The sequence below is a fragment of the Ruegeria sp. CK1 genome (assembly GCF_056536545.1).
Map to the genome: position 1 here is coordinate 34,921 of NZ_JBQFPX010000009.1, position 26,097 is coordinate 61,017.

26 protein-coding genes are annotated in these 26,097 nt (G+C 56.8%); 10 read left to right on the top strand and 16 right to left on the bottom strand.

Translation table 11 applies throughout. The features are described from left to right. Positions 1 to 5 precede the first annotated feature (5 nt). The 4 genes from ACR0L3_RS17460 to ACR0L3_RS17475 form a co-directional block, all read right to left on the bottom strand. On the bottom strand, positions 6 to 602 hold the full coding sequence (locus ACR0L3_RS17460; RefSeq protein WP_480747035.1) for a LolA family protein: 597 nt from the start codon (positions 600 to 602) through the stop codon (positions 6 to 8). A gap of 39 nt (positions 603 to 641) precedes the next feature. Further along, positions 642 to 3,533 (bottom strand): DNA translocase FtsK, encoded by a 2,892-nt coding sequence (locus tag ACR0L3_RS17465; RefSeq protein ID WP_480747036.1) that lies wholly within the window; start codon positions 3,531 to 3,533, stop codon positions 642 to 644. 14 nt (positions 3,534 to 3,547) lie between these two features. Then, positions 3,548 to 4,729: an aminotransferase class I/II-fold pyridoxal phosphate-dependent enzyme gene (locus ACR0L3_RS17470; RefSeq protein ID WP_480747037.1), complete on the bottom strand. Its 1,182-nt coding sequence runs from the start codon at positions 4,727 to 4,729 to the stop codon at positions 3,548 to 3,550. Positions 4,730 to 4,838: 109 nt separating this feature from the next. After that, positions 4,839 to 6,167 (bottom strand): amidase, encoded by a 1,329-nt coding sequence (locus ACR0L3_RS17475; protein WP_480747038.1) that lies wholly within the window; start codon positions 6,165 to 6,167, stop codon positions 4,839 to 4,841. 54 nt (positions 6,168 to 6,221) lie between these two features. Between ACR0L3_RS17475 and ACR0L3_RS17480 the strand changes: the two genes are divergently transcribed. Then, positions 6,222 to 7,484: an FAD-dependent monooxygenase gene (locus ACR0L3_RS17480; protein WP_480747039.1), complete on the top strand. Its 1,263-nt coding sequence runs from the start codon at positions 6,222 to 6,224 to the stop codon at positions 7,482 to 7,484. On the opposite strand, the gene ACR0L3_RS17485 is transcribed toward ACR0L3_RS17480, so the two are convergent. From ACR0L3_RS17485 to ACR0L3_RS17505, 5 genes are all read right to left on the bottom strand, one after another. Beyond that, complete coding sequence (locus ACR0L3_RS17485; protein WP_480747040.1) at positions 7,481 to 7,666, bottom strand: Trm112 family protein; 186 nt, start codon at positions 7,664 to 7,666, stop codon at positions 7,481 to 7,483. The two genes, ACR0L3_RS17480 and ACR0L3_RS17485, sit on opposite strands and share 4 nt — an antisense overlap. Then, positions 7,663 to 8,304, bottom strand: a complete 642-nt coding sequence (locus tag ACR0L3_RS17490; protein ID WP_480747041.1) for an LON peptidase substrate-binding domain-containing protein — start codon at positions 8,302 to 8,304, stop codon at positions 7,663 to 7,665. Before ACR0L3_RS17490 ends, ACR0L3_RS17485 begins: the two co-directional genes overlap by 4 nt. A gap of 27 nt (positions 8,305 to 8,331) precedes the next feature. Next, entirely contained in the window at positions 8,332 to 9,249 is a 918-nt protein-coding gene (locus ACR0L3_RS17495; protein WP_480747042.1) for a tetratricopeptide repeat protein, read from the bottom strand. 76 nt (positions 9,250 to 9,325) lie between these two features. Then, positions 9,326 to 10,114: an exodeoxyribonuclease III gene (locus tag ACR0L3_RS17500; protein WP_480747043.1), complete on the bottom strand. Its 789-nt coding sequence runs from the start codon at positions 10,112 to 10,114 to the stop codon at positions 9,326 to 9,328. Between the two features lie 134 nt (positions 10,115 to 10,248). After that, entirely contained in the window at positions 10,249 to 10,578 is a 330-nt protein-coding gene (locus ACR0L3_RS17505) for a GFA family protein (RefSeq protein WP_480747044.1), read from the bottom strand. A 307-nt stretch (positions 10,579 to 10,885) separates the two neighbouring features. Here ACR0L3_RS17505 and ACR0L3_RS17510 point away from each other — a divergent pair, with 307 nt between their 5' ends. Continuing rightward, positions 10,886 to 11,341, top strand: a complete 456-nt coding sequence (locus ACR0L3_RS17510; RefSeq protein ID WP_480747045.1) for a hypothetical protein — start codon at positions 10,886 to 10,888, stop codon at positions 11,339 to 11,341. A 221-nt stretch (positions 11,342 to 11,562) separates the two neighbouring features. Here the strand turns inward: ACR0L3_RS17510 and ACR0L3_RS17515 are convergent, their stop codons facing one another. Next, positions 11,563 to 12,249 carry a response regulator transcription factor gene (locus ACR0L3_RS17515; protein WP_058283107.1) on the bottom strand — a complete coding sequence of 229 codons (687 nt, stop codon included), beginning with the start codon at positions 12,247 to 12,249 and terminating at the stop codon, positions 11,563 to 11,565. Positions 12,250 to 12,411: 162 nt separating this feature from the next. Here ACR0L3_RS17515 and ribA point away from each other — a divergent pair, with 162 nt between their 5' ends. Beyond that, on the top strand, positions 12,412 to 13,506 hold the full coding sequence (gene ribA, locus ACR0L3_RS17520) for a GTP cyclohydrolase II (protein WP_480747046.1): 1,095 nt from the start codon (positions 12,412 to 12,414) through the stop codon (positions 13,504 to 13,506). Continuing rightward, complete coding sequence (locus ACR0L3_RS17525) at positions 13,503 to 14,003, top strand: L,D-transpeptidase family protein (RefSeq protein ID WP_480747047.1); 501 nt, start codon at positions 13,503 to 13,505, stop codon at positions 14,001 to 14,003. Before ribA ends, ACR0L3_RS17525 begins: the two co-directional genes overlap by 4 nt. On the opposite strand, the gene ACR0L3_RS17530 is transcribed toward ACR0L3_RS17525, so the two are convergent. Both ACR0L3_RS17530 and ACR0L3_RS17535 read right to left on the bottom strand, forming a co-directional pair. Then, positions 13,987 to 14,646, bottom strand: a complete 660-nt coding sequence (locus ACR0L3_RS17530; RefSeq protein ID WP_480747048.1) for a YggS family pyridoxal phosphate-dependent enzyme — start codon at positions 14,644 to 14,646, stop codon at positions 13,987 to 13,989. The genes ACR0L3_RS17525 and ACR0L3_RS17530 overlap by 17 nt on opposite strands. Positions 14,647 to 14,748: 102 nt before the next feature. Continuing rightward, entirely contained in the window at positions 14,749 to 15,834 is a 1,086-nt protein-coding gene (locus ACR0L3_RS17535; protein WP_480747049.1) for a porin, read from the bottom strand. A 282-nt stretch (positions 15,835 to 16,116) separates the two neighbouring features. On the opposite strand from ACR0L3_RS17535, the gene ACR0L3_RS17540 reads away from it, so the two are divergent. The 4 genes from ACR0L3_RS17540 to holA all read left to right on the top strand — a co-directional run bounded on the left by ACR0L3_RS17540 (position 16,117) and on the right by holA (position 20,754). Then, positions 16,117 to 16,602, top strand: a complete 486-nt coding sequence (locus ACR0L3_RS17540; RefSeq protein ID WP_480747050.1) for a DUF3576 domain-containing protein — start codon at positions 16,117 to 16,119, stop codon at positions 16,600 to 16,602. 72 nt (positions 16,603 to 16,674) lie between these two features. Further along, on the top strand, positions 16,675 to 19,251 hold the full coding sequence (leuS, locus tag ACR0L3_RS17545) for a leucine--tRNA ligase (protein ID WP_480747051.1): 2,577 nt from the start codon (positions 16,675 to 16,677) through the stop codon (positions 19,249 to 19,251). Then, complete coding sequence (lptE, locus tag ACR0L3_RS17550; protein WP_480747052.1) at positions 19,238 to 19,729, top strand: LPS assembly lipoprotein LptE; 492 nt, start codon at positions 19,238 to 19,240, stop codon at positions 19,727 to 19,729. Before leuS ends, lptE begins: the two co-directional genes overlap by 14 nt. Then, positions 19,726 to 20,754 carry a DNA polymerase III subunit delta gene (gene holA, locus ACR0L3_RS17555; RefSeq protein ID WP_480747053.1) on the top strand — a complete coding sequence of 343 codons (1,029 nt, stop codon included), beginning with the start codon at positions 19,726 to 19,728 and terminating at the stop codon, positions 20,752 to 20,754. The genes lptE and holA overlap by 4 nt, the downstream gene beginning before the upstream one ends. On the opposite strand, the gene ACR0L3_RS17560 is transcribed toward holA, so the two are convergent. Further along, positions 20,751 to 21,932, bottom strand: coding sequence for a TIGR03862 family flavoprotein (locus ACR0L3_RS17560; RefSeq protein WP_480747054.1), 1,182 nt, complete (start codon positions 21,930 to 21,932; stop codon positions 20,751 to 20,753). The two genes, holA and ACR0L3_RS17560, sit on opposite strands and share 4 nt — an antisense overlap. Positions 21,933 to 21,980: 48 nt before the next feature. Here ACR0L3_RS17560 and ACR0L3_RS17565 point away from each other — a divergent pair, with 48 nt between their 5' ends. Beyond that, a complete protein-coding gene (locus ACR0L3_RS17565; RefSeq protein WP_480747055.1) occupies positions 21,981 to 22,277 on the top strand; it encodes an HNH endonuclease in 297 nt (98 codons plus the stop codon). Here ACR0L3_RS17565 and ACR0L3_RS17570 read toward each other — a convergent pair whose 3' ends face one another. Genes ACR0L3_RS17570 through ACR0L3_RS17580 form a run of 3 tightly spaced genes read right to left on the bottom strand, consistent with a single transcriptional unit; the run spans position 22,278 to position 24,360 of the window. Next, the gene (locus ACR0L3_RS17570) at positions 22,278 to 23,015 is read right to left on the bottom strand and encodes a VOC family protein (protein ID WP_480747056.1); all 738 of its coding nucleotides are present in this window, start codon (positions 23,013 to 23,015) and stop codon (positions 22,278 to 22,280) included. It lies immediately after the preceding gene. Continuing rightward, positions 23,012 to 23,620, bottom strand: a complete 609-nt coding sequence (locus ACR0L3_RS17575) for an enoyl-CoA hydratase/isomerase family protein (RefSeq protein WP_480747058.1) — start codon at positions 23,618 to 23,620, stop codon at positions 23,012 to 23,014. Before ACR0L3_RS17575 ends, ACR0L3_RS17570 begins: the two co-directional genes overlap by 4 nt. Next, positions 23,617 to 24,360 (bottom strand): SDR family oxidoreductase, encoded by a 744-nt coding sequence (locus tag ACR0L3_RS17580; RefSeq protein WP_480747141.1) that lies wholly within the window; start codon positions 24,358 to 24,360, stop codon positions 23,617 to 23,619. The genes ACR0L3_RS17575 and ACR0L3_RS17580 overlap by 4 nt, the downstream gene beginning before the upstream one ends. 139 nt (positions 24,361 to 24,499) lie before the next feature. On the opposite strand from ACR0L3_RS17580, the gene ACR0L3_RS17585 reads away from it, so the two are divergent. Then, on the top strand, positions 24,500 to 26,023 hold the full coding sequence (locus ACR0L3_RS17585; protein ID WP_480747059.1) for a DUF2125 domain-containing protein: 1,524 nt from the start codon (positions 24,500 to 24,502) through the stop codon (positions 26,021 to 26,023). Positions 26,024 to 26,097 lie beyond the last annotated feature (74 nt).

The following is a 26,097-nucleotide window of genomic DNA, read 5'->3' on the forward strand; positions in this document are numbered from 1 at the left end:
GCGGGTCAGCGATTGACTGACCCGCTTCTCTTGGAATTAGAAAACAAGTCCCGGCTTAAGCTGGAACCTGTGTTCAACTGGCCCAGCAATACCGTAGTTTGCGTCCCCGCATTGTCATGAATGACCCATTTGCGCAGTTCGATCGGATTGTCCGTGAACATCAGTTCGATCCGGCCTGAGTCAGGGTTTTTCGGGTCCTGAGCGGTAACGACCGTCGCGGTCCCGTCGAAATCATGCCCCACAACCATGTTCGCTTGCCCCAGATTAACGTTGCGCGCCAAAACCAATGACAGCGGTGTCCGGTTTAAGGGGTATTGCTCGGGCGGTTGATTGGACTTTGGGTCGAAGATCTGAACCGTGCCTGTGTTGGCCAGAACCACGGCACTGCTGGGCGGATCATACTCGAACCGCATCTTGCCCGGTCTCTGTATCCACAGCTTTCCGGTGCTCAGTGAGCCATCATCGTTAACCTGAGTGAAGGTCGTCTCAACAGTCTTTAAACCGTTCAGATAGTTAGAGATCTGTGACAGCGGCAACTTGTCCGCTGCCCAAGCTGCGGGTGCGGCCAGTGTCAAAACAAGGGCAAATGCAATCTGTTTCATACCTCACAGATATGCGCTCTGCCCTTGTTATTAAATATCCTATTGCTCGGGGACGAGGATTTCCCGCTTACCAACGTGATTTGCAGACGAAACAATGCCTTCATCCTCCATTTGCTCAACAAGCCGCGCAGCTTTGTTGTAACCAATGGCAAGTTTCCGCTGGATGTACGAGGTCGAGCATTTGCGATCCTTGATGACAATCGCCACCGCCTGATCGTACAGGGCATCTTCTCCGTTCGTATTGCCACCCGTATTTAGGCCCAAAACCGCGTCGATGTTGTCGGCCTTGTCTTCGGCCGGACCGTCCAGAACGCTGCCCACGTAATCCGGCGGACCAAACTGCTTAAGGTGGTTGACGATTTCCTCGACCTCTTCGTCCGAGACAAATGGCCCGTGACAACGGGTGATCTTGGCACCGCCTGCCATGTACAGCATGTCACCCTGCCCCAGCAGTTGCTCGGCACCCATTTCACCCAGAATGGTGCGGCTGTCGACTTTCGAGGTCACCTGGAACGAAATCCGGGTTGGGAAGTTCGCCTTGATCGTGCCGGTGATCACGTCGACCGAGGGGCGTTGCGTGGCCATGATCAGGTGAATACCCGAGGCCCTCGCCATCTGTGCCAGACGCTGGATGCAGGCCTCGATCTCCTTACCCGCGACCATCATCAAATCGGCCATCTCGTCGACGATAACAACGATATAGGGCATCGCTTCGGGTGCGAATTCCTCGGTCTCGAACACGGGTTCACCGGTTTCATCATCAAATCCGGTCTGGACCGTACGGCTGAACAATTCGCCTTTGGCCAGTGCGTCTTTCACGCGGCCGTTGTAGCCCGCGATGTTACGCACGCCCATTTTGGACATTTTGCGATAACGATCTTCCATTTCGCCAACGACCCACTTCAAGGCGACAACGGCCTTTTTGGGATCGGTCACAACGGGGGACAAAAGGTGCGGGATGCCGTCATAGACGGAAAGTTCCAGCATCTTCGGGTCGATCATGATCAGGCGGCATTCATCCGGTGTCAGCTTATACAGCAGCGACAGGATCATTGTGTTGATCGCAACCGACTTACCGGAACCTGTGGTACCCGCGATCAGCAGGTGAGGCATCTTGGCGAGGTTCGCCACAACAGATTCCCCTCCAATATCCTTGCCCAGTGCCAACGGGAGCGCATGGTTGCCATCACCAAAGTCACGGCTGGCCAGAATTTCGCGCAAAACCACCATCTCACGGTTTTCATTGGGCAGTTCGATACCGATCACTGAGCGTCCCGGCAGGGTCGAAACCCGTGCAGACAGGGCCGACATCGAACGGGCGATATCGTCGGCCAGACCGATCACACGGCTGGCTTTCAAGCCTGGGGCCGGTTCCAGCTCGTACATGGTGACAACGGGGCCGGGGCGGACACTGACGATCTCACCCTTCACACCATAGTCGTCCAGCACGTTTTCCAGCATCCGAGCATTTTCCTCCAGCGCCTCATCGCTGAGGTGATGGCGCTGAATGCTGGCCGGGTTGGACAACAAGCCGAGCGGCGGTAGTTCGAAATCGGAATGTCTTTCTTCGAACGACAGCGCTGGTTGCGCCTCGGCCTGCGCGCGACGAGAAGGTGGCGGTGTGCGGCGAACAGGCTGCGCCACCACCGGTTTACGCGGTTCGGCCACGGGAATTTTCATCGCCGGGCGTTGCTGCGGGACAGGTTCTGGTTCCGAAGTGTTCTCGAATACCGCCTCATCTTCAAAACTCGGCTCGGGTGCCCAGTCCTGATCCAGCGGTTCTTGCTGCCATTCAGGCTCGGGGTTGGCCGTCAGCATCGGTTCGGGCGGCAAGTCAGCCGACATCGGCGGCTCGGGCGGCAATTCTTCTGCACCTCTTGGGTTCAGGATCAGCGGGTCTGGTCCGCGCCCCCGCCCCTTGGTCAAGGGCAAGTTAGGATCATGCTCGGGCGCTACTTCACCACTGGCAACCTTTCGATTGCGCACTGCTGCGGAAATCTTTGAGCGAATGCGATCTTCACCGGGCATCTCTTCGAAATCAGCAACGGGCTCGAAATCGATCAATTCCGGTTCCGGCATCGGCTCTGGGCGGCGAATCAAACTTGGCATCCGGGCCAAAAGGCCAGGCTTGGCGGGCTCAGGTTCGTCGAGCTCGGGTTCGTCGAAAACCGGATCGTCATAAACCAGATCGTCATCGAATACGGCCTCGGCGCGGGCAAGTTTACGCTCTTCCCACTGGGTGCGACGATCACGGGCGGCTTGTGCGGTGGCCGTGGCGCCGCGACCCAAGAGGTTCATCAGCATATCGTACGACATGACCAAACCCAAAAGGAATGCGCGGAAGCCCTTGCGCACATCCGCTTTGGTGAAGCCCAAGACGAAGACACCCAGCGCCAGCATCCCGGCGGCCATCGCCAGCGACATCAACTTGACCATGAAATGCGAGGAAATCGGCAGCAGAGTTAGCAGCGCGCCCATTACGGTATCGCCGAACAGGCCACCCAGACCAAAGCTGTGGGTCGCGCGCCAAGCCTCCCCCGGAACCAACGTCGCAGCATAGACCGAGACAATCGCGATCCAGATTGGCGCAAAGATCAGCCTACCGACCGCGCGTTCCTCGCCAAAATGCCCGGCAAAGCGCACGCCCCAGCCGATTAACACCAGCGCGATGCTCCAGCTGCCCCAACCAACGATCATAAACAACGGTGCAGCAATCGAGGCACCAATCCGCCCCATCCAGTTCTGCACCGGCGCGTCCGTCGACACCATCCAGTTCGGATCATCCGGCGTGTAGGACCAGATCATTGCAGCGGCGGCCAGCCCTAGCAGGATCAGGGCGATCCCGATCAGCTCTTTGCTGCGCCGCTCAATCGCGGCCTGAGTCGTGCTGTCCAGCAATGGATCGCGGTTGCGCGCGTTATAAGATGCCATTTTGCCCTCGTACCTCACGAATAGATGCAGTCGCGGAGCGTAATCAGCCCGCGCTTCATCTCTGTTTTTGGGGCCACCATCGCGACCCGGATAAATTGTTCGCCCGGGTTTTGCCCCGGATCACCTTGAGAAAGATATGCGCCCGGCAGCACCCGAACACCGGTTTCCTGCCAGAGCTTCAAAGCGGTTTCTTCGCCGTTTTCGACCGGCAGCCACAGGAAAAACCCCGCCTCGGGCGGCATGTAGCCCTGCACACCAGAAAACACCTCGTCGGCAATCGTGTATTTTTCCTGATACAGCGCCCGGTTCTCGGCAACATGGTCTTCATCGGCCCAAACGCGGGCGGCAACTGCCTGTAAAGGTGCGGGCAAAGGCGCGCCCGCATAGCTGCGCAGTTGCTTGACTCGCCTGATCGTCTCGGGACCACCTGCTATCAACCCGGAACGAAGCCCGGCGAGGTTCGACCGTTTCGACAATGAATTGAACAGGGTGATCCGCTCGGGATCAGCGCCCAGGTCTTGGGCAACAGTCAGCACACCAGTCGGCGCTTCGTCACGGTAAATCTCGGAATAACACTCATCCGCAAAAATGCGGAAATCGTATTTCTCAGCCAGACGGATCAACTCGGCCCAATAATCGCGCGAAGCAACCGCACCCTGCGGGTTCGCGGGCGAACAGATATAGGCCACGGCAGTGCGATTCAGCACTTCTTCGGGCAACCCAGCATAATCGGGCAGATGGTCAGTGGCGGCGGTGGCAGGCACAAAATATGGCTCAGCCGCGACTGAGATCGAGGCAACCATATAGACCTGATAAAATGGGTTCGGGCACAAAACGATTGGCCTTTGGCCATTCTTCTGTTCCGGGCACAATGCCATGGCGGCGTTGTACAACCCCTCACGCGTGCCGTTCAGCGCCATAACATTGGTCTCGGGGTCCATCGCTACGCCGTAGCGGCGATTGATCCAATCGGTGATCGCGCTGCGTAACTCGGGCGAACCTTCGTTCGGCGGATAGCCCTGAAACCCTGCGGCATTTTCCATAATCACATCCGTCACCCAGGACGGAAAGGCGTGCATCGGCGCACCGATGGTCATGTGAATCACATCTCCGCCCGGCTGGTGATGATCCAACAGAGTGCGTAGACGCGGGAATGCATATTCCGGTAGGTTCGAAAACCGCTCGGGGAAATTCATAACTACTGCCTCAATATCGGGATCATTAACGCCCCGTTTTTAAGGCAGGTTACAGGTCGCACCCAGTTTCGTCCAGACAAAGAGGAGCCGAATCAGGGGATTGTGGCATTCAGGCCAATGCCGCCTCAGCCGCTGATCCAAGCCGCAAAAGTGCCTCTTCCGAGCCAGGAAAACCCATCATCATCAGCCCACAACCTGGGGTACTTGTGGGCAAAGTCAGCGCCGCTAGCCCCATAAGGTTCCCGATCCGTGTATTGCGCAGGGCCAACAGGTTTTCAGTGACGTAGTAGTCATGGTCGCTCATCAACCGCTCCAGATTCGGCGGCAAAATTGGCGCGGTAGGGGCCAGAACGGCGTCAAAGCCCGAGGTAGCCGCATCCCACGAGGTCCGGCAGGCTTTCAACTTGGACCACGCAGCAATGTAATCGGCTCCCGAGTTATTCTTGCCCGCACGGAACCGTTCCAGAATCTCGGGATACATGGCGCCTGGGTTGGCCTCGATCACGTCGCGCCACAGACCATAGGCTTCGGTGGTGTAAAGAACGCCAGATAGTCCCATTGCCTCATTCAACTCGGGAACTTCCAGCGGCACGATCTCGGCCCCGGCATCTCGTAGACGGTCCAGCGCATCTTCGAAGGCCTTGCGCGGGGCGTCGCGAAGATCGTCCTTGGCCACATTCTGCAGGTCGGCGAAACGGCGGCCTTTCAGGCTGGCACCGCGCAGATCGGCAGGGGTGCCACCTTCGATCAAAGCCAGCAAATGAGCCGCATCTTCAACCGAACGCGCCAAAGGCCCCGCCGTGTCGAAACGCAGGCATAGCGGAACCACTCCTTCTAAACTAACCCGCCCGGCAGTGGTTTTCAGTCCTACCAGATTGTTCCAGGCCGCCGGAATGCGCACTGATCCACCTGTGTCCGATCCAATACCTCCGGCCGCCAGCCCCCAAGCGACAGACGCGGCAGCACCCGAGGACGAGCCACCTGAAACCGCTTCTTCATCGTCTACACAAGGCGGCGTGCCTGTGATCGGGTTCAGACCTAGACCGGAGAAGGCAAGCTCGCTCATATGGGTTTTGCCAAGACAAACAGCCCCCATGGCAGTCGCGTTGCGCACAACAACTGCGTCGGCCTCGGGCACACGACCTTTTAACAAAGCCGTTCCTGCCTCAGTTGCTGTTCCAGCGGTATCGAAAAGGTCCTTCCAACTGATCGGCACCCCGTCAAGCAGCGACAGCCGCAATCCCAGTTTGGCGCGCGCCTGAGCGGCTTTTGCCTCACTGCGCGCACGATCATGTGTCACGCGAGCATAGATACGGTCGCAATGGGAATGCGCGTCGATCGCGGCCAGGTAGGTTTCGGTCAACTCGACCGGATCTATCCGGCCCATACCGATACCCCGACCCAAATCACATGCCGTCATGGTCAGCCAATCCTGCATCCCTGCCCCCTTGGAAAAAGTGTGTTTCACCGGACGGTAGCGACAGGACCGCACATGGACAATCCCGAATGGGCGCGCATATTGCGAGGCATGGAAAAGACTTCAGATATCCTGATTGTAGGCGGCGGCCTAAACGGTCCGGCTTTGGCTTTGGCGCTTGCACAGACGGGTCATTCCGTCACCGTGATCGACGCTCTGGCCGAGAATGTGCGAAAGAACGCTGCCTTTGACGGGCGCGCCTATGCGCTGGCCCTTGCCTCGCACCGTTTGCTCGAGGCGATCGGAATCTGGAATGGGCTGGAAGATCACGCCCAGCCGATGCTTGAAATCAAGGTCACTGACGGCCATGCGGGCGCAGGGCCATCACCGTTTTTCATGCATTTCGACCATGCCGAGATCGAAGAAGGCCCGATGGGCTACATGGTTGAAGACCGCCATTTGCGCCGTGCCTTTCTGGATGCAATGGCTAAAGAGAAAGCTATTACCCAGATAAATGGCAAAACGGTCGTCGGGCAGGAGGCTGACGCGACCACTACAACGCTGACACTGGACGATGGTAGCACTGTCACAGGTGGTCTGTTGGTTGGTTGCGACGGCCGCCGAAGTGGCACTGCTGCACGGGCCGGCATTAAACGCACCGGCTGGGAATACGGTCAAACGGCGCTGGTTTGCGCCATAGAACACGAACTACCGCATCACGGCGTGGCGCATCAGTTCTTTATGCCACCCGGCCCTTTAGCCATTTTACCGCTGACCGGCAACCGAAGCTCGATTGTCTGGAGCGAACGAACTGAAACGGCACAGCAGATCAACGCCCTGCCCGAGGCCGACTATCTACAGGTATTGCGACCCAGGTTCGGAGATTTCCTTGGCGAAATCAAATTGGCCGGAGACCGCTTCACCTATCCTTTGAACATGACCATCGCCAATTCGTTCATCGGCGCACGCATGGCTTTGGTAGGGGACGCCGCCCACGGCATGCATCCTATCGCGGGTCAAGGTTTGAACGCCGGTCTACGTGACGTTGGCGCCCTGGCCGAGGTGTTGACGCTGGCTGGACGACGCGGTGAGGATATCGGTTCTGCCCTTGTATTGGAGCGCTATCAGGAATGGCGTCGCTTCGACACCGCCGCGCTGGCTATGGCCACAGACGTGTTCAACAAGCTGTTTTCAAACGACAACCCGCTGCTGCGGGCTGGTCGCGATATCGGGATGGGGATCGTGGGATCTTTGCCGGGCCTGCGCCGCGGTTTTGTGCGCGAGGCCGCTGGTTTGACGGGAGACTTACCTAAATTGCTGCAAGGCCGCGCGATCTAATCGAGTACGCGCGCTTCGTCGATCAACATGACCGGGATGCCGTTCCGGATCGGAAAGGCAAGATTTGCCGCTTTGGACACCAGCTCTTGCTTTTCGGCATCGTAATGCAGAGTAGTGTGTGTTTGCGGGCAAATCAGTGCCTCAAGCATACGGCGGTCGAATGGGTGTTCAGCCTCGGTCATTGCAGTTTTTCCTCATTCGTTCCGCCACGCATGGCAAATTCTATTAGCGTCACAAGCGTCTCGCGCCTCGTACGCAGGCTGGGCGCTTCAAGCAACGCCTGTTTTTCTTCGGGTTCGAAATCCAGCAACATCGACAATGAGTTCACCAGCAACTCATCATCGGCGTCTTTCAATGTGTCCCAGTCGGTCGAAAGCTGACGCGAAGCAAAAAAACGTTCAAGCAGATTCAGAAAATTTACGCGGTTAAAGGTATCATCCACTTCGGCCTTGCCAAGATCGCGGTCAAACCCGTTCCAAGATACGGCGCAGCGCCTGTACGGCGTAAAAGCGTCCAGTTCGGATTGGACGCGAAACCGGGAAATCCCAGTCAATGTGATTAGATAACGGCCATCCTCGGTTTCCGAAAACTGCGTCACCCGACCGGCGCAACCGATCACGTGCAATTTACTGTCATTGCTCTGGCAGGGGTTCGGCTGCACCATGCCAATTAACCGCTCCTGCGTTTTCAGCGCGTCATCCAGCATCTGCAGATATCGAGGTTCGAAAATATGCAGCGGAAGGCGTGAGCGGGGCAGCAACAGCGCTCCGGGCAATGGGAAAACGGATACCGTTTCCGGCAAGTCAGCAGGATGCATCATGTATTCGAGTGTAGCTCTGATCGGAAATTAGGCAAATATCATCGAGCTGAGCTTGCGCCGCCCGTTCAGAACAATCGGATCATTGGGTTTGAGCGCGTCGAATATGGTGAACAGCTGCGTCTTTGCGGCACCGTCATTCCATTCACGATCCCGACGGAACAGTTCCAATAACTGTGCGACGGCTTCTTCCACGTCACCATTGGCGTGCAAAGCCTGGGCCAAGTCGAACCGCGCCTGATGATTGTCAGGCTCAGCCTCTACCGCAGCGGTCAGTTCAGCCACGGGACCGGCATCGGCAGCTTGTTTTGCAAGCTCCAACTGTGCATGCGCGGCTTCTAACTCAGCCGATGTGGAAATCTCGGCGGGGGCACCGTTGAGAATAGCCTCCGCCTGCTCCAGATCCCCAGCCGCGATATGCGCACGAACCAGTCCGCCATAGGCGGCAGCATGGTTTGGGTCTTCGCCCAGAATGGCAGCAAAAGTCTGCGCCGCATCGGTGGCGGCCCCTTCGGCCAGCATCTCTTCGGCGGCCTGAACGGCGTCGTCCAGTTGACCACCGGGGCTTTCACCGCCTGCCGCCTCGATCACACGGTCAATGAACGCCTTGATCTCGGACCCCGGCAGCGCGCCTTGAAACCCGTCGATTGGTTGGCCTTGGAAGAATGCATAGACAGTGGGGATCGACTGGATGCGCAGCTGGCCTGCGATCATCTGTGCCTCGTCCACGTTGATCTTAACCATCTTCACCGCACCCTTTGCGGCGGACACGGCTTCTTCTAACGCAGGACCCAATGTCTTGCATGGTCCACACCACGGTGCCCAGAAATCAACGATGATCGGCGTTTCCTGAGATGCTTCGACTACGTCGGCCATAAATGTCGCTTCGGACCCATCCTTGATCAGATCGGTGGCCTCGGGGCTGGCTGCGGCGTTCAGAAGATCCATGGTGTTCACTCTCCAGTTCGAACTTGCGCTCTATATGCAACCGCTTGCGGCGGAAACCAAGGGCAGAGTTGTGAGTTTAAAGGTCGAAGCTGGCAAAAACAGGAGCGTGGTCGCTGGGTTTCTCCCATCCGCGGGCGTCGCGCAAGATACGGCTGGAATGACCGGCGTTCGAAATATCGGGTGTCGCCCAGACATGATCCAGTCGTCGCCCCTTATCCGCAGCGTCCCAATCGCGCGCCCGATAGGACCACCAACTATAGAGCTGGCCTTCAGGAATATCCTGCCGGGTCACATCAACCCAACCGCCTGCATCCTGCGTTTCAGCCAGCGTCTCAACTTCGATCGGTGTATGCGACACGACCTTGAGCAGTTGTTTGTGCGACCACACGTCATCTTCGCGCGGCGCAATGTTCAGATCGCCGACCAGAATAGATTTTCCGGGCTTTTCAGCATGGAACCAGTCGCGCATGTCGGTGAGGTAATCGAGCTTTTGCCCAAATTTTTCGTTTTTCTCGCGATCCGGAATGTCTCCACCCGCAGGGACATAGAAATTGTGGATGGTAACGCCGTTTTCAAGCCGTCCGGCGATGTGTCGGGCATGGCCGAGACCGGCAAAGTCTTTGTCCCCGACCTCTTCCAGCGGCAGGCGTGACAGGATGGCGACCCCGTTGTAGCCTTTTTGCCCCCGAGCGATCATGTGGGTATAACCCAGCTCGGCAAACCCCTCGGTCGGAATCTTTTCGACGGGCGACTTGCATTCCTGCAAACACAAAACATCCGGCGCCTCTTCCTGCAGCAGTTTCAGCACGATGGGCTCGCGCAAGCGGACCGAGTTTATGTTCCAGGTGGCAAGGGTGAAAGGCATGGGGGATTCCTCTGTCGCGGTTGTCCGGAGGTTAGCGTGGTGTTGGTTGGGGTACCATGGGAAAAGATCGCCTACGACGGGTGACCGTCAGACTGGGGTGCGTCGTCGCAAATTTCATACCAATCCGGTTTTTCCTAAACGAACTCGTGAAACTGGACTCGCTGGTCAAAGGCCGTATCCAAGGCGTTTGCTGCGATCGGGAAACTGTCTTCTTCCGACAGAATTTCACCGAGGGACGTTCCACACATCCTGCAAAAGCACCTGCCGTATTTGTATGGTGCGCCCGGCTGATACAACACGACTTTGTCTTTCCCCTGAATCCACGTCAGGTCTTCTTTTTTAACAAACACAATTGTACTGGCCCCGGCCTTACGACACCGAGAGCAATGGCATGTGCCCATAAGGGATGGTGGATTTACAAGCTGGAATCTGACGGCTCCGCAACAACAACTGCCTTCAATCATCTCAGCCGCCTCCCGTAAATTAGAATAAGAACATTACAGGAACAAAAGGCGTGATGCAATGCTGAACGCGGTGGTAAAAAATCCTGTAATATTCACTTCTAAAAGACAGAAAAGCCGGGTCATCAGGTACGGTGTTCCATCACAGATGGGTAATGCCGTGATTCTACTGACGCGTATTGATGCAAGCGCGTTTCGCTACCCCCTACCCCACATAAAGCGCAGATGAATTCCACTTAATGAACTCGCCCAAACATGGAAATCAGCCCGTCGACTTCCAACATCGGGGGTAGGAAAAATGGAGGAGACTATGACCAGATTTAAAACACTTGGTGCCGCCGCTCTGGCCAGCACCCTTGCCCTTGCGACCCATGCCGTTGCCGACACAACACCCGACCTGCGTGGCGTTTGGAGTGGTACCCACACAGTTGCGGCCTTGCCCAATGAACACAGCGATGGTGCTCCGCGATTCAATCAGTCCGAATGGGTTATTGAAATCAAAGAGCAAGAGGACAACGCATTCTGGGGTACCAGCAAATGGAGTCGCACCAACTCGGACCAGTGGCATGAAGGTCAGGTGACGGGAACAATCAGCCGCGATGGCTCGGGCTCAATCTCCATGGTCGAAAGCCGGGTTGGAGAAGACCGTCAGGTGAATGGATTGGTTGATGCCACCTTTGAAGATGGCAAGATCTTTGCTGATTTCCGCAGCCTTCGCAGCGGTATAACCTACGGCACCGTGTTGGAGAAGGACACGACCAGCTGATCCACTTTAAAGACAGAACCCTTGGTACCTGTCCACACCCCAAGCCAATTCGGAGCAAGGGTTCACATCCTGATCCAAGCTACTTTCCCAAAAAAAGGCCGGGCCATCAGGCCCGGCAGTCCAACAGGGAGGTACATGTCATAACCCGGACATGCACGGGATGGGAGTAATCTAACTTAACCACCAGAGTATCACTTTGATCCACGGCAATCCACAACGAGTTAAGAGACCAAACGATATCCACCCGATTCTGTGACTAAAAGGCGCGCATTGGATGGATCGGGTTCGATCTTTTGACGTAGGCGGTAGATGTGAGTTTCCAGCGTGTGGGTGGTGACACCGGCATTATACCCCCAAACCTCATGAAGCAGCACATCGCGGGCGACTACACCATCGGTCGAACGGTATAAGAACTTGAGAATGTTAGTTTCTTTCTCAGTCAGCCGGATTTTTCGATCTTCTTCAGTGATCAACATCTTCATTGCAGGCTTAAAAGTATACGGCCCCAGAACGAACACAGCGTCTTCAGACTGCTCGTGCTGGCGTAACTGGGCGCGGATACGTGCCAAAAGCACCGGAAACTTGAACGGCTTGGAAACATAGTCGTTAGCACCAGCATCCAATCCCAGAATCGTGTCTGCGTCGCTGTCATGGCCTGTCAGCATCAGAATCGGGCTTTTTACGCCCTGCTTGCGCATCAGGCGGCACAGCTCTCGGCCATCGGTGTCCGGCAGGCCGACGTCCAGAATGACCAGGTCGTAAATCGCTTCGCGCGCCCGTTCCATCGCGGACTGACCGTCATGAGCTTCGAACACATCGAAATCTTCGGTCATCACAAGCTGCTCACTGAGCGCTTCGCGTAGGTCTTCGTCGTCATCCACCAGCAGGATTTTCTTGAGCTGAGCCATGTCCGGTCCTCCTAAGCCTTTTCCACCACTTGCGCGCGAAAGATGCAATCAACAAGGTTTACTGCAATCGTCTCACGCCCTCGTGTCTGACGCGGAGGAAATGTTTCACATTTCCCTCTGATCACGCTAGGAGGAAGATCGAAACGTTACAGGGTAACATACATGAGTCTGATCCCGGATATTTCAGAATTGCTGGCGCGGGCCCGCGCCGATCTGCGTATGGGCGTTCCGGTGGCCCTGACGGATGAAAGCGGCTTCAGCGTACTCGCCATCGCAACCGAGACGCTAAGCGCCCAGCGGCTGGCCGACTTGCGCGGCCTTGGGGGCGAGCCTGTTGTTGCAATCACCGCACGACGGGCCGAGACGTTGAAAGCCCGGGCCTATGACGGTGATTTGGCGCGTGTAATTATTCCGTCAGATGCAGAAATCGGTTGGGTGCAAGCCGTGGCAGATCCATCTGACGACTTGAACGCGCCGATGAAGGGCCCCCTGATGACGGAACGTCAGGGAAATGCGAATCTGCATCGCATTGCTATTGCTCTTACAAAATCGGCTCGTCTTTTGCCGGCGGCAGTGATCGCGCAGATCGGGGATGGGCGCAGCTTTGCCGCCGAGAATGGGCTAACCTGTATCGATCACACCCGTGCAGCGCCTCATTTGGCCGACCGCAGTGAGCTGCATGCGGTAGTTGCCGCGCGCTTGCCCATGGAAGTGTCCGAAACCGGAAGACTCCACGTATTTCGCCCCGAGGACGGAGGCGAAGAACATTACGCCGTAGAAATCGGTCGCCCAGATCGGGACAAGCCGGTTTTGGCACGTTTGCACTCAGCCTGTTTCACCGGTGACCTTATGGGTAGCCTAAAATGCGATTGCGGTCCGCAATTGCGTGGCGCGCTGGCACAAATGGGTACGGAAGGGGCCGGTGTACTGCTATACCTCAACCAAGAGGGGCGCGGGATCGGTCTGGCAAACAAGATGCGCGCCTATTTCCTCCAGGATCAGGGTTTTGACACAGTCGAGGCCAACCACCGGTTGGGATTTGAAGATGACGAGCGAGATTTCCGGCTGGGCTCGGACATTCTGAAGTCTTTGGGATTCAGCTCGGTTCGGCTGCTGACGAACAACCCCGCAAAAATCGCTATGATGGAAAATACCGGAATCGCCGTGACCGAGCGCGTGCCATTGAAGGTTGGTGAAACCGCTCATAATCGGGGGTATCTGGCCACCAAGGCAGCTAAATCAGGGCATTTGCTGTGACCCCAGATGATTTGGTTCTTACTCCACGCGGTATTCGGTTTGCCGGAAGGGTCTTTCCCTGCTCGATCGGCAAGGGTGGGCTGAGCAACAGCAAGCGGGAAGGGGACGGTGCTACGCCCACGGGTGTGCATCACATCGTGGGGATGCTTTATCGGCCGGATCGAATTTCAAAGCCAGCGGAGTGGGCGATCCCCATCGGCCCACGCGATTTGTGGTCAGATGATTGCCAAGACAGCCACTATAACAGCCTTGTCAGCGCCCCTTATGACTTCAGCCATGAAAAACTACGCCGCGCCGATCCACTGTATGATCTGGTTTTGATCACGGATTGGAATTGGCCCAACGCGGTACCTGGTCACGGGTCGGCGATCTTTATTCACCAGTGGCGGCGCCCCGGCCACCCGACTGAGGGTTGCATTGCCTTCCACCCCAATCACCTGCGGTGGATCGCCGAAAAAGTCCATATCGGAACGCGTCTCATTATCCCTCAGGCTTAACGCGTTCACCGAATATGGCCGAGCCCACCCGCACATGAGTAGCCCCTAGTGCGATGGCTTGCTCGAAATCCCCGCTCATTCCCATGGACAGACCAGACAAACCGTTGCGTTCTGCGATCTTGGCCAGCAGTGCGAAATGCAGCGAAGGTTCTTCTTCGACTGGAGGGATACACATGAGCCCCTTCACCGGAAGATCCAAACCCCGGCACTCTGCAACGAAGGCATCGGCATCTGCGGGCAAGACTCCGGCTTTTTGCTCTTCTTCCCCTGTATTGACCTGAAGAAACACGTCCGGGCACTTACCCATCTCATGAGCCAACCTGGCCAGGGTGTTGGCCAGTTTGGGCCGATCGACAGAGTGTATAGTACTGAACAGTTCGAACGCCTGTCGGGCTTTGTTGGTTTGCAGTGGCCCAATCAAGTGAAGATCGATGCCCGGGAATTGCTCTATAAAGCTTGGCCACTTGCCAGCAGCCTCCTGAACCCGGTTTTCACCAAAACACCGGTGGCCTTCGTCCAGAACAGCTTGAACACGCTCATTTGGCTGAACCTTTGAAACAGCGATCAACTTTACAGACCCGGCGGACTTTCCGGCAGCGGTTTCAGCTTTGGCAATGCGGGCAGTGATATCTTGCAGCGACATTATATTCCTCAATCTGCTTTAGCCGCAGAAGAACACCATGTCGGCGAAAAAGAAAAGGGCAGGCCCGAAGACCTGCCCTTAAACCTTGCGGTTCAGATCAACTTAGAAGTTGAACTGCGCACCGAAGTCCGCAACGATTTGCGAGTCGCAAACGCTGCAGTCGTTCTGGCCGATACCACCGCGCAGCGATGCACCGCCGCCCAGGTCGTAGATGGCACCGATTGCGATCTGCTGAGTATCTTCGTCAGCCGAGCCGTCACCGTAGGCGAACAGCAGAGTAGTTGCGGCGCCCAGGTTGTAGGAAGCCGACAGACCCCATGCGGTGCCGTCAGTTGCGTCTACGCGGGTTTTATCGTCTGCAACAAACAGAGTACCGCCGAAGTCGCCCCATTCACCGCCCAAGGTCAGAACGGTCAAGCTAGGCTTGTCGCCGCCGTCGGCTGTGTCAGTTTGACCGTAAGCCACAGCTGCAGTGATGTTGTTGAAGGTGTAAGTCGCGCTTACGTCCCAACGGTCCGCACTGTCGGTATCAGCTGTTACGATTGGGATATCACCGCCATTGGCAGTAATCGTACGCGTAACTGCGTCCTGCTGGTCATACGATGCGCCGAAGGCGAAATCACCAACTGCGTACTGGAAGAACACAGCGTTTGCACCTGGGTTGTCGCCAGACACGTAGCTCAGGAAGTCATAATCAACACCCGAATACTGACCTGCAAACAGTTCCAGACCAACTTCGTTACCGTAGTAGTTTGCGAGGTTGTCGAACGAACCGGCAACGTTACCGGCGTCAACACGCAGACCACCATAGATAACCGAGAAGCGCGCGCCGTTCAGCAGGGCGTTGTTGGCTTCGCCGGTTGCCGAGTTTTCGTCGGCTTGCAAACGAACACGGCCTTCAAAGCGAACGCCACCATCGGTTTCGGTGAAACCGTCGATGTTCAGACGGAAGCGCGATACCAGAATGGTGTCGGTGCCTTCTACAGCTGCGGTAACTGTTGGATCAGTAACAACAGAACCGTCGGCGGTCGTAAAAGTACCAGTGATAACAGTGGTCGTGGTGAAGCTACGGTCTTCTTGGTAGCCAACACCAAAACGGCCGTAGCCGCTGAAGTTAACGCCGGACTCGGCCGCTGCAACACCTGCGGTTGCGATCAGAGCGGTCGATGCGAAGAGAACTTTTTTCATCTTGTTTCCCTCGGTTTCAAAAGTTTTTCTACTCGACACATGCCTCAGCACATGTCTCAGCACGGGAACCGTTTCGCTCTTTTTGCCCCCTACACGCAAGCTTGGCATAAATAATTTGACAGCATTGCCCACAAATTGGTGCAAGGATGCCACAGTCTGTTTTTGCGGCTGAGCCGGCCCAAGGGCTACCCTTAGACGACAATAATAGGGTTGTTGCTGAACAGGTCCTTGTCTAGGAGTATCTGTAACAACGTTGACCAAAGTGAACAGGACCAGTCGATAATGCGCCTGCAGACGATTTTCGGTTTGATCATAGTGACTGCTGCCGTTTCGGCCTGCGGACAGAATCGGGGTGCCGATCCCAACCCGAATGTTGTCGCCACCGGCGGCAATTCTGACGAACAAGAGTTCAACGATCCAAACCGCTCGACCATCTGGGATCTTTTCAACGGCGCCAATTCAGAACAAGTCACAAGTGTGAATCGCTACCTGTGGGCCGCGTCGTTGGATGTTCTGAATTTCCTCCCGGTGCAAGAGGTCGATCCGTTTACTGGTGTGATTGTAACGGGTTACGGCACGCCCCCGGGTGGCGGGCGGCAATATCGCGCGACCGTTCATATCAGTGATCCGGCGCTAGCGGCACGCTCGCTGTCCGTGTCGCTGCAAACCAGCGGCGGGTCTCCGGTCAGTGCCGCGACAACCCGCGCGGTTGAGGATGCGATCCTGTCGCGGGCCCGTCAGTTGCGCATTGCGGACAACAAACTCTAGTAACCCGCCAAAAATCACAATATTACCACGCCGGGTTAACGCCCGGCGTTTTTATTCACGAAGGACCGCACGATGTCTCGCTACTCGGCCAACGAAATCGAAGCAAAATGGCAAGAGGCCTGGGACAAGGCCGGAATCTTTACCGCCGACCACAAGACAGACAAGCCGAAATACTACGTGCTTGAGATGTTTCCCTACCCGTCTGGCCGAATCCATATGGGGCATGTGCGCAACTATACGATGGGCGACGTAATCGCACGGCATAAGCTGGCAACCGGTCATAACGTTTTGCACCCGATGGGTTGGGACGCGTTCGGGATGCCTGCCGAAAACGCCGCCATGGCAATTGGCGGCCACCCCAAGGATTGGACTTATAACAATATTGACGACATGCGCGGTCAGATGAAGCCTCTGGGCCTGTCGATAGACTGGTCGCGTGAATTCGCCACCTGTGACCCGGAATACTACGGACAGCAACAGGCGCTGTTTCTGGATATGCTCGATGAAGGGCTAGTTTACCGCAAAAACGCCGTGGTGAACTGGGATCCGGTCGATATGACCGTGTTGGCCAACGAGCAGGTGGAAAACGGGCGCGGCTGGCGCTCGGGCGCGCTGGTGGAACGGCGTGAACTGACTCAGTGGTTCTTCAAAATCTCGGATTACTCCGAAGAATTGCTGGATGCGCTGGACACGCTGGACAATTGGCCCGCCAAAGTGCGCCTTATGCAGGAAAACTGGATCGGCAAGTCACGCGGCCTGCAATTTGGCTTTGAACGCACCGATGGCGGAGAGCCGATCACCGTCTATACAACACGCCCCGATACGCTGCTGGGTGCGTCTTTTGTCGGCATCTCGCCAGATCACCCGATTGCCAAGCAACTGGAAGCGGAAAACCCGGAAATTGCTGAATTCGTTGCCGAATGTCGTAAGGGTGGAACAACGGAAGAGGCTATCGAAACGGCTGAAAAGCTAGGCTATGACACCGGTATCCGCGTCAAGCACCCGCTGGGCCCGAACTGGGAACTGCCGGTCTGGATCGCCAACTTCATCCTGATGGATTACGGCACAGGCGCGATCTTCGCGTGCCCGGCCCATGACCAGCGCGACCTCGATTTCTGCCGCAAGTACGGCCTGCCTGTGGTCGATACGTTCTTTGCGCTGGATGACGACACGCCGGTCGACAAGATCGCCTTTGTCCCGCCGAAGACCGAGAAAGTCCGTTGGGTGAACCATTTCGCGGGCCTAACCGAGGCCACGGGTGATGAGGCGATCAACGCCACTGTTGATTTCGCCGAAAAGGCCGGATGGGGCGAAGGCGTCACCAAATACCGCTTGCGTGACTGGGGGTTATCCCGCCAACGCTACTGGGGTTGTCCGATTCCCGTTGTTCACTGTGAAAAATGCGGCACGGTGCCCGAGAAGAAAGAGAACCTGCCGATTGAGCTGCCTTATGATGACGGCAACGGCAAACCCATCGACTTTTCGATTCCCGGCAACCCGTTGGACCGCCATCCCAATTGGCGCGACACGCCGTGCCCGTCCTGCGGCGCGCCAGCCAAACGTGAAACCGATACGATGGACACGTTCGTCGATTCGTCGTGGTATTATGCCCGCTTCACAGCCCCGCGCGCTGAAACCCCGACCGATCTGGCCGAGGCCGAATATTGGATGAATGTCGATCAGTATATCGGCGGCATTGAGCACGCGATTCTGCACCTGCTCTATTCCCGATTCTTTGCCCGGGCGATGAACATTACCGGTCACCTGCCTAAAAAGGCCATCGAGCCGTTCAACGCGCTGTTCACTCAGGGCATGGTGACGCACGAGATCTACCAGACCCGCGACGCCAATGGCCGCCCGGTCTATCACCTGCCCGAGGATGTGACCGACGGCAAACTGGCCGACGGTACTGAGGTCGAGATCATCCCTTCGGCCAAGATGTCGAAATCGAAGAAAAACGTTGTGGACCCGGTCAGCATCATCTCGGCCTTCGGCGCCGATACCGCCCGTTGGTTCGTACTGTCTGATTCGCCGCCCGAGCGCGATGTGGAATGGACCGCGTCCGGAGCCGAGGCTGCGTTCAAACACCTCAGCCGCGTCTACCGCATCGCTTCTGATATTATGGTGCATGATAACGTTGAGGTTGGAAAACTCGACGGTACCAAGCTTAAGCCAGACGAAGACCTGCTGCGCGAAACACACAAGACCATTCAAGATGTTTCGCTTGGCCTTGAGTCCTTCGGATTTAACGCCGCAATTGCGAAACTCTATGCGTTCACCAATACACTTTCAAAATCCCAAGCGAACCTCGCCACCAAGCGTGAAGCGGCTAAAACGCTGGCGCAGCTGATGTCTCCGATGACTCCGCACTTGTCAGAAGAACTCTGGCAGCTTTTGGGCGGCGAAGGTCTGGTGGCCACTGCGCCCTGGCCTGTCGCAGATGAAGCGATGCTGGTCGATGACACTGTCACCCTGCCGATCCAGGTCAACGGCAAGCGTCGCGCGGAAATCAGCGTGGCCAAGGATTTGGCCAAGGACGAGGTTGAAAAAATCGCGCTTAGCACCGAAGCTGTGCAGAAGGCGCTGGAAGGTGCTGCGCCTAAGAAAGTGATCGTAGTTCCAGGCCGGATTGTGAATGTCGTTGTTTGATCGCAGAACCCTTTTGCTGATGCCGCTGGCGCTTGCTGCCTGCGGCTTTGAACCCGTCTACGCGCCCGGAGGTTCAGGCGCGGAGTTGAACGGTCAGGTGAAGGTATCGGCACCCAACTCAACCGAAAGCTATATTTTGGTCCAAAATCTGGAACAAAGGCTGGGGCGCAGTGCAACATCCGGCGGCAAATACGACTTGAATGTCAGGGTTTCCACCGTCACGCGGCGCGCGGCGATCACTACGTCGAACGAAACAAATCGTTATACGATCGACGGCACCGCGAACTATTCTCTGAAATCGAAAGAATCGGGGCGCGTCATTGCCTCTGGCTCGGTTGAAAATTTTGTCGGGTATTCTGCTGCTGGATCGACGGTATCAACGCTTGCAGACGAACGAGATGCCAAAGAGCGCCTGATGGTTATGTTGTCGGACCAGATCATGAACGAACTTTACGCCGCGCCGAGTCTTGGCGCATGAAGCTTAGCCCGCGCGAGGCTGAGGGGTATTTCGCCCGTCCAGACGCCGACAAGACCGGGCTGCTGATCTACGGCGCAGACGCGATGCGCGTGGCGCTGAAACGCCAGCAGGTTCTGGCTGCGCTTCTAGGTGCTGGCGCCGAAGAGGAAATGCGGTTGACCCGCATGCCCGGCGCTGACTTACGCGGCGATCCGGCCTTGCTGTTGGACGCAGTCAAAGCAGTTGGGTTTTTTCCCGGACCGCGCGCTGTTTTTGTCGAAGACACCACCGACGTCGCCGCCCCTGCAATCATTGCAGCCTTCGAAGATTGGGCGCCCGGCGATGCTCAGATCATCGTCACTGCCGGGCAGTTAAAACCCAGTTCTAAAATTCGAAAAGCCTTCGAGGCGCACCCATCAGCTTACGCAGTTGGAATCTATGACGATCCACCCTCACGCGGTGAAATCGAAAGGGTTCTGTCCGAGGCCGGAGTCCAGAACATCCCCCGCGATTCAATGTCTGCGATCACTGAGTTAGCCACCGGAATCAGCCCCGGAGATTTCGCGCAAACGATTGAAAAATTGTCTCTTTACAAGCGCGGAGACGATTCTGATCTGACAATTGAGGACATCGAAGCCTGCGCGCCGCGCTCAACCGAGGCTGCGCTGGACGACGTCTTGAATGTCGTCGCTGAAGGTCGCGCCGGAGAGATCGGTCCGCTGATCCGGCGATTACAATCACAAGGTACCAACGCAGTCACTCTGTGTATCGGCGCAACTCGGCATTTCCGGACGCTTTATGGCTGCGCCTCGGACCCCGGCGGAGCGGCGCAGGGAATCGGAAAACTGCGACCACCGATCTATGGCAAACGCCGCGACCGGGTATTGCGGCAGGCGCAAGGTTGGGGCGCACCCAAATTACAAACAGCATTGACCGTTCTAACTGACACCGACCTTTCACTGCGTTCGGCTGGACAAACGGCGCCTGCAATGGCGCTGGTTGAGCGTGCGATGATCCGTCTGGCGATGCTGGCGCGGTCTCGTTAATTCGCCTGCAACCATTTCACCGCAGAACGTCCAGCCCACCTGCCTGTCGCCAAGCAGGCCGTCAGAAGGTACCCCCCCGTAGGGGCTTCCCAATCCAGCATCTCTCCGGCGCAATAAACACTAGGCAACGCAGTCAGCATCAATCCGCCGTTCAGCGTAGCACGCTTGACACCACCAGCCGTAGAAATGGCTTCGTCCATTGGACGCAAGCCAGCGTGCCGGATCGGTAGGCGTTTAAGAGCGCCGGACCAGTGTTCATGTGACAACGCATTGCCTTTGACCATTTCATGAAACAGCGCCACTTTCTGCGGTGGCAGGCGCAGCGATTTCTTCAACCACTGCGACAGTGTAGTTTTGGATTTCTTTCCCTTTAACCGAGACTGAATTGCAGCGTTGTCCAGATCAGGCACCAGATCAACGTAAAGTGATGCGCCGTCTCTCAAGGCTGGCGTCAGAGTGTACAGCCCGCCGCCTTCCAGCCCGGTCGCCGAAATTGTGGCCTCGCCACGGCTTTGCAAAGCTCCAGCTGTCCAACACACCGATTTCAGTGCTGCGCCGAAATGCGGCTGCATGTGAGAACTCCACTCAACGGACAGCGCCGAATTCGCCGGGGCAAAGGGCGCAACTTCGACACCTTTGTCCCGCAGATATTCCACCCATTGCCCATCTGACCCTAACCGAGCCCAGCTAGCTCCGCCCATGGCCAATATGGTGACATCCGGCGTGACCCTTTGCGGGCCATCTGCTGTGTCGAAAAGCAACGCATCATCGTCCCACCCTAACCAACGCCAGCGTGTTTTGATCTCAACGCCCGCAGCGTCTAACCGCGCCAGCCAAGCGCGCAACAAGGGCGAGGCTTTCATCACCTTAGGAAAAACCCGCCCAGTCGAGCCGGTGAACATCTCTTGCCCTAACTCTTGCGCCCAAATCTGCACTGCGGCGGCATCAAATTCAGCGATCATAGGGTACAGCCAGTCGGTCGCCTCACCATAGGCCTGCATCACGGTCTCAAGCGGTTCGTCTTTGGTCAGGTTCAGGCCCGACTTTCCCGCCATCAGAAATTTACGCGCGACCGACGGTTTTGCTTCGGCCACCAGCACCTCATGACCGGCAACAGCCAACTCCTCAGCCGCTATCAGGCCAGCGGGGCCAGCCCCTATTACAACCGCCTGCGCCATTTCAGCCCTCTTGCCTTCTACGCCGTCGGGCGCGAATTTGTCCCTGTCATGTCAAACAACGATCCGATTTGCCCGCTGTGCGACCGCCCCATCCCTGATGGGGGTGGCAGCGTGCACCATCTGACCCCAAAACTCAAAGGGGGCAAGGGCGGACCGACGGTTTTGCTGCATGTGATTTGCCACAAAGAGGTCCACGCCACACTGACCGAAGGTGAATTGGCGCGTGAGTTCAACACAGTCGAAGCGCTGCGCACCCATCCCCGACTGGAGAAATTCCTGAACTGGGTTCGAAAGCGCCCGCCGGGATTCCGATCGAAAGTACCAGGAAAACGACGCGGGCGCTGATCAGCCGGGTCGCACAGGATCACCGAAAGCATCGTGCAGAGAATCCTTTAGGCCCTGAACCTCTAGCCCCCGGTAATCCGGTGCAGGTGCAAACTGCGCCCCGGCGAGGTGTTGGAACTCTAGCGTGGTATATGGACGTTTCCACAACCATTCACGGTTTTCGACTGACCAAAGGTCCGCATTCGGCGGCTCCTCATCTGTGAAGGCATAAAAATGCAGGTCGAACCCATATTGGGCGACATCCTGAATTGAAAGCAATCGCATACCCTGCGCGCGGCAGAAGGCATCTTCGGCGCCTATATCCCCTGTGCGCAAAGTGAATTGACCGACACAGGCATTGGCAAAAGGGTTGGCAGGATCAGCGGCATTTTCAGGGCGGTTGCCTTCGAAATCGTGTTGCAACAGTTCTATGACAAAGCCTTCGGGGTCTTTCAGATGGCACATATAGCCTATGTCGAGGAATTGCTTCGGGTTCGAAACCTGCACCCCTTTGCGCCGCAGATACGCGGCCGCAAGATCAACATCCGGCACGGTGATACCGATCTTCCAGTATCGTTGCCCGCCATCTTGAATGTACCCGCCTCCGCCCGGCATGAGCAGCAGGTCTGCATCTTGACCGGCATATCCGAGACGCTGGTTCGGTCCCTGAGTGCGCGCCACCATGTCAAACGTATCCGTATAAAACCCGGCCAAGCGGTCTGGATCAGCGACGCGTAGCAGCACAGCGGACAATCTCATCGGCACATCCTTGCAATTCCCTCAGCTATTTGGGGATCGGCTGACAGACTGTCTGATACCAGTTCGTGTGCCACGGCCATCAGTTGGTCGGGCTCAACCACGCGGTCGATCAGTCCAAATTCATAAGCCTCGCTTGCGGTAATCTTCTGCCCAGCCATCAATATCATCTTGGTGCGCGCTGGCCCGATTAAGGCGGCCATGCGCACAGGATCAGAAGGTTGCGGCAGAAAACCCAGTTTCATTACCGGGTAAAAGACCTTGGACTGCGGCACCGCAATGCGCAAATCGCAAGCCAAGACCATGCCGTTAGCACCACCTGCCAGCGTTCCGTTCAATGCCGCAATTGTCAGGCAACGCAAGGCGGCGATGGCACCTGACAACCTCTCCCACAGGTCGGAAGTTGCAAGACCGGCACGCGCTTCTTCAAGGTCGGCCCCGGCGCTGAACACCTTGCCCACACCGGTCAGGATAAGCGCACGCGCTTCTGTCGCGGCTTCGGCAATTCCGACCAATTCCGCCAACATCGCGCCTGTCAAAGCGTTAGCTTTTTCTGGATTGTTCAGCGTGACTGTCCAAAGCCCATTCTCTTTGGTCAGTTCGATCACGTCAGGCCAACCCTTTGACGGATATCTTCACGGCGCAGTGAAATCTCAGAACCAAGGAATTCGTCCGCATCCGCCGAGCACATCCAAAGCAGCGCCCTTGCGGGCCAGTCGGCGGGAATGTGATCGCTCCAGTCCAGCTGGCTGACAGGATTGATGCCACTGGCCTTGATAACGCGCTGCATTTCCGTAGCCACTGTTCCAGGCGAAAGGCCCATGGCACGAATACCATGAGATGATTCCTCAAGATGCAAACATTCGGTCAGCATCTTGGCCCCGGCCTTGGAGGCGCAATAATGACTCCACGCCTCAATAGCATTCGAAGCCGCACCTGAAGAGACCGTGATCACCGTGCCCCCACCTGCGGCACGCATGATAGGCAGAGCAGCCCGCATCCCGTAGAAGACACCTTTGAGATTGATGTCGATTGCGCTGCTCCACGCTGCAACATCTGCGTTGGATAGATGAAAGATTGGATCAATGACGCCCGCGTTCCCGATCAGAACGTCCAACCCGCCGAACCGGTCGACGCAATCCGCAACGGCTTGTTCGACCTGCGAAAAATCGCTGACATCACATTGAAGTGCGATAGCATTGTCGCCCAGCGCGTCGGCCAGCGCCCCGATTTGATCGCGGTTTCGCGCCACCAGTGCTACATTCGCCCCTGCTGCGGCAAATACGCGCCCCGCCTCGGCCCCGATGCCGCGGCTAGCCCCTGTTATCAGTACGGTTTTCCCCTGCATTTGACCCCAGTACCTCCATTGTTTTGAAATTGTGTGAATCTCTACCGCGCCAAGGGGGAAAGCGTCCAGCCCTTGCCCCTTGACGCCCGCCGCCGCAAGCACGACGATGCCCACAAAATTGATCACGAAGGGTTCTCAGATGTCCGTTTTTCTTCGCCGCACCAGTGGCGCAGTGCTGGCCTATGCCATTGTCACCCAAGGCGCGTTCGCCGATATCACCGCACAGCAGGTCTGGGACGACTGGCAGTCTTATCTGACCCAGATGGGCTATACGGTAACGGCCGAGCAAGCCACTTCGGGTGATGTGACCACGATCACCGATATGACCATCGTCGCAGCCATGGAGGACACGAACGGGTCATTCAAAACGACCCTGCCGCAGATGACCCTGACTGAAAACGGCGATGGTACAGTCAGTATAGACGTACCCGAAAGCTTCCCCATGACCGTGTCCGGCGAGGAAGAAGGAGAGGTTTTCTCAGTCGATATCGAGTATTACCACACTGGGCTGGAAATGGTTGTTTCGGGTGCTCCCTACGACATGACCTATGCGTATTCCGCACCCACCCTTGGCTTTAAGCTGGACGGGCTGCAGGTCGATGACGAAACCGTGCCCGATGATATCGTGGCCATGGATGTCAAGATGACCGATCTATCCGGCAGTTCGCAGATGAAGGTCGGCGAGACCCGCTCGGTCGATCAGAGCATGACGGCCGCCGGTCTGACCTATGATCTGGCGTTCAACGATCCCGAAGGCTCGGATGATGGCAAAATTAGCGGAAGCCTGAACCAGGTGAACTTTGAAGGCACAAGTGTAATCCCCGAAGACTTCGACGGTTCTGATCCGCAGACCTTCTTCATGGGTGGATTCTCGTTTTCGGGCTTGTTCAACTATGCCTCGGGCCAGACCTCAATCGCGGGCACAAGCGAAGGTCAGGCATTTTCGATGGGGAGCGAATCCGAAGGTGGACGATTCGGCATCAGCCTCGACGAACAGCGTCTGGCCTATGATGTCGAGCAAAACAGCGCGAAGCTAGCGGTGACGACGGCCGATCTGCCCTTCCCGATCGAAATTGCCATGGCCAATGCCGGGCTGAAATTCGAGTTTCCCGTGCAGCAATCGGAAGAAATCCAACCCTTTGGCTTTGCAGTCAATCTGACGGATTTCACCATGTCGGATGTGCTTTGGAGCATCTTCGACCCGGCTGGCGCCCTACCTCGTGATCCCGCGACGATCGCATTGGATGCCACCGGTACAGCCAAAGTCCTGACGAATTTCTTCGACCCTGCCTCCATTGATGCACTCGAGACATCGGGTGAAGCACCCGGAGAGCTGCATTCATTGAAAATCAATGAACTTTTGGTGTCGCTGGTGGGTGCCAAGCTGACCGGTGACGGCAATTTCACATTCGACAATTCGGGCGCGACCGAGATTGGCAACCTGCCGTCTCCGTCAGGCGTGGCGAATCTACAACTTGTGGGTGCCAACGCGCTGATCGACAAACTGATTGGCATGGGTCTGGTGCAAGAGAACCAAGCCGTCGGCGCGCGTATGATGATGGGCATGATGGCCGTTCCCGGCGAAGAGCCCGACACGTTGAATTCGAAAATCGAATTCACAGAAGACGGGCAAATACTGGCGAACGGCCAACGCATAAAATGATGCGAGGCGGGCGAAGCTCAGCCAGAATTGAGCTTCGCCCCGTCTACCCTAAGTTTACAGGATTAGCCTCTGGG

Bases quoted from the DNA above. Each gene is read 5' to 3' on its own strand.
- ACR0L3_RS17500 (WP_480747043.1), bottom strand. From the start codon at position 10,114: ATGCCTTTCACCCTTGCCACCTGGAACATAAACTCGGTCCGCTTGCGC.
- ACR0L3_RS17490 (WP_480747041.1), bottom strand. From the start codon at position 8,304: ATGATGCATCCTGCTGACTTGCCGGAAACGGTATCCGTTTTCCCATTG.
- ACR0L3_RS17470 (WP_480747037.1), bottom strand. From the start codon at position 4,729: ATGAATTTCCCCGAGCGGTTTTCGAACCTACCGGAATATGCATTCCCG.
- ACR0L3_RS17475 (WP_480747038.1), bottom strand. From the start codon at position 6,167: ATGCAGGATTGGCTGACCATGACGGCATGTGATTTGGGTCGGGGTATC.
- ACR0L3_RS17460 (WP_480747035.1), bottom strand. From the start codon at position 602: ATGAAACAGATTGCATTTGCCCTTGTTTTGACACTGGCCGCACCCGCA.
- leuS (WP_480747051.1), top strand. From the start codon at position 16,675: ATGTCTCGCTACTCGGCCAACGAAATCGAAGCAAAATGGCAAGAGGCC.
- ACR0L3_RS17570 (WP_480747056.1), bottom strand. From the start codon at position 23,015: ATGAGATTGTCCGCTGTGCTGCTACGCGTCGCTGATCCAGACCGCTTG.
- ACR0L3_RS17510 (WP_480747045.1), top strand. From the start codon at position 10,886: ATGACCAGATTTAAAACACTTGGTGCCGCCGCTCTGGCCAGCACCCTT.
- ACR0L3_RS17495 (WP_480747042.1), bottom strand. From the start codon at position 9,249: ATGGATCTTCTGAACGCCGCAGCCAGCCCCGAGGCCACCGATCTGATC.
- ACR0L3_RS17540 (WP_480747050.1), top strand. From the start codon at position 16,117: ATGCGCCTGCAGACGATTTTCGGTTTGATCATAGTGACTGCTGCCGTT.
- ACR0L3_RS17505 (WP_480747044.1), bottom strand. From the start codon at position 10,578: ATGATTGAAGGCAGTTGTTGTTGCGGAGCCGTCAGATTCCAGCTTGTA.
- ACR0L3_RS17515 (WP_058283107.1), bottom strand. From the start codon at position 12,249: ATGGCTCAGCTCAAGAAAATCCTGCTGGTGGATGACGACGAAGACCTA.
- lptE (WP_480747052.1), top strand. From the start codon at position 19,238: ATGTCGTTGTTTGATCGCAGAACCCTTTTGCTGATGCCGCTGGCGCTT.
- ACR0L3_RS17535 (WP_480747049.1), bottom strand. From the start codon at position 15,834: ATGAAAAAAGTTCTCTTCGCATCGACCGCTCTGATCGCAACCGCAGGT.
- ACR0L3_RS17485 (WP_480747040.1), bottom strand. From the start codon at position 7,666: ATGACCGAGGCTGAACACCCATTCGACCGCCGTATGCTTGAGGCACTG.
- ACR0L3_RS17580 (WP_480747141.1), bottom strand. From the start codon at position 24,360: ATGCAGGGGAAAACCGTACTGATAACAGGGGCTAGCCGCGGCATCGGG.
- ACR0L3_RS17480 (WP_480747039.1), top strand. From the start codon at position 6,222: ATGGACAATCCCGAATGGGCGCGCATATTGCGAGGCATGGAAAAGACT.
- ACR0L3_RS17585 (WP_480747059.1), top strand. From the start codon at position 24,500: ATGTCCGTTTTTCTTCGCCGCACCAGTGGCGCAGTGCTGGCCTATGCC.
- ACR0L3_RS17565 (WP_480747055.1), top strand. From the start codon at position 21,981: ATGTCAAACAACGATCCGATTTGCCCGCTGTGCGACCGCCCCATCCCT.
- ACR0L3_RS17530 (WP_480747048.1), bottom strand. From the start codon at position 14,646: ATGTCGCTGCAAGATATCACTGCCCGCATTGCCAAAGCTGAAACCGCT.
- holA (WP_480747053.1), top strand. From the start codon at position 19,726: ATGAAGCTTAGCCCGCGCGAGGCTGAGGGGTATTTCGCCCGTCCAGAC.
- ACR0L3_RS17465 (WP_480747036.1), bottom strand. From the start codon at position 3,533: ATGGCATCTTATAACGCGCGCAACCGCGATCCATTGCTGGACAGCACG.
- ACR0L3_RS17560 (WP_480747054.1), bottom strand. From the start codon at position 21,932: ATGGCGCAGGCGGTTGTAATAGGGGCTGGCCCCGCTGGCCTGATAGCG.
- ribA (WP_480747046.1), top strand. From the start codon at position 12,412: ATGAGTCTGATCCCGGATATTTCAGAATTGCTGGCGCGGGCCCGCGCC.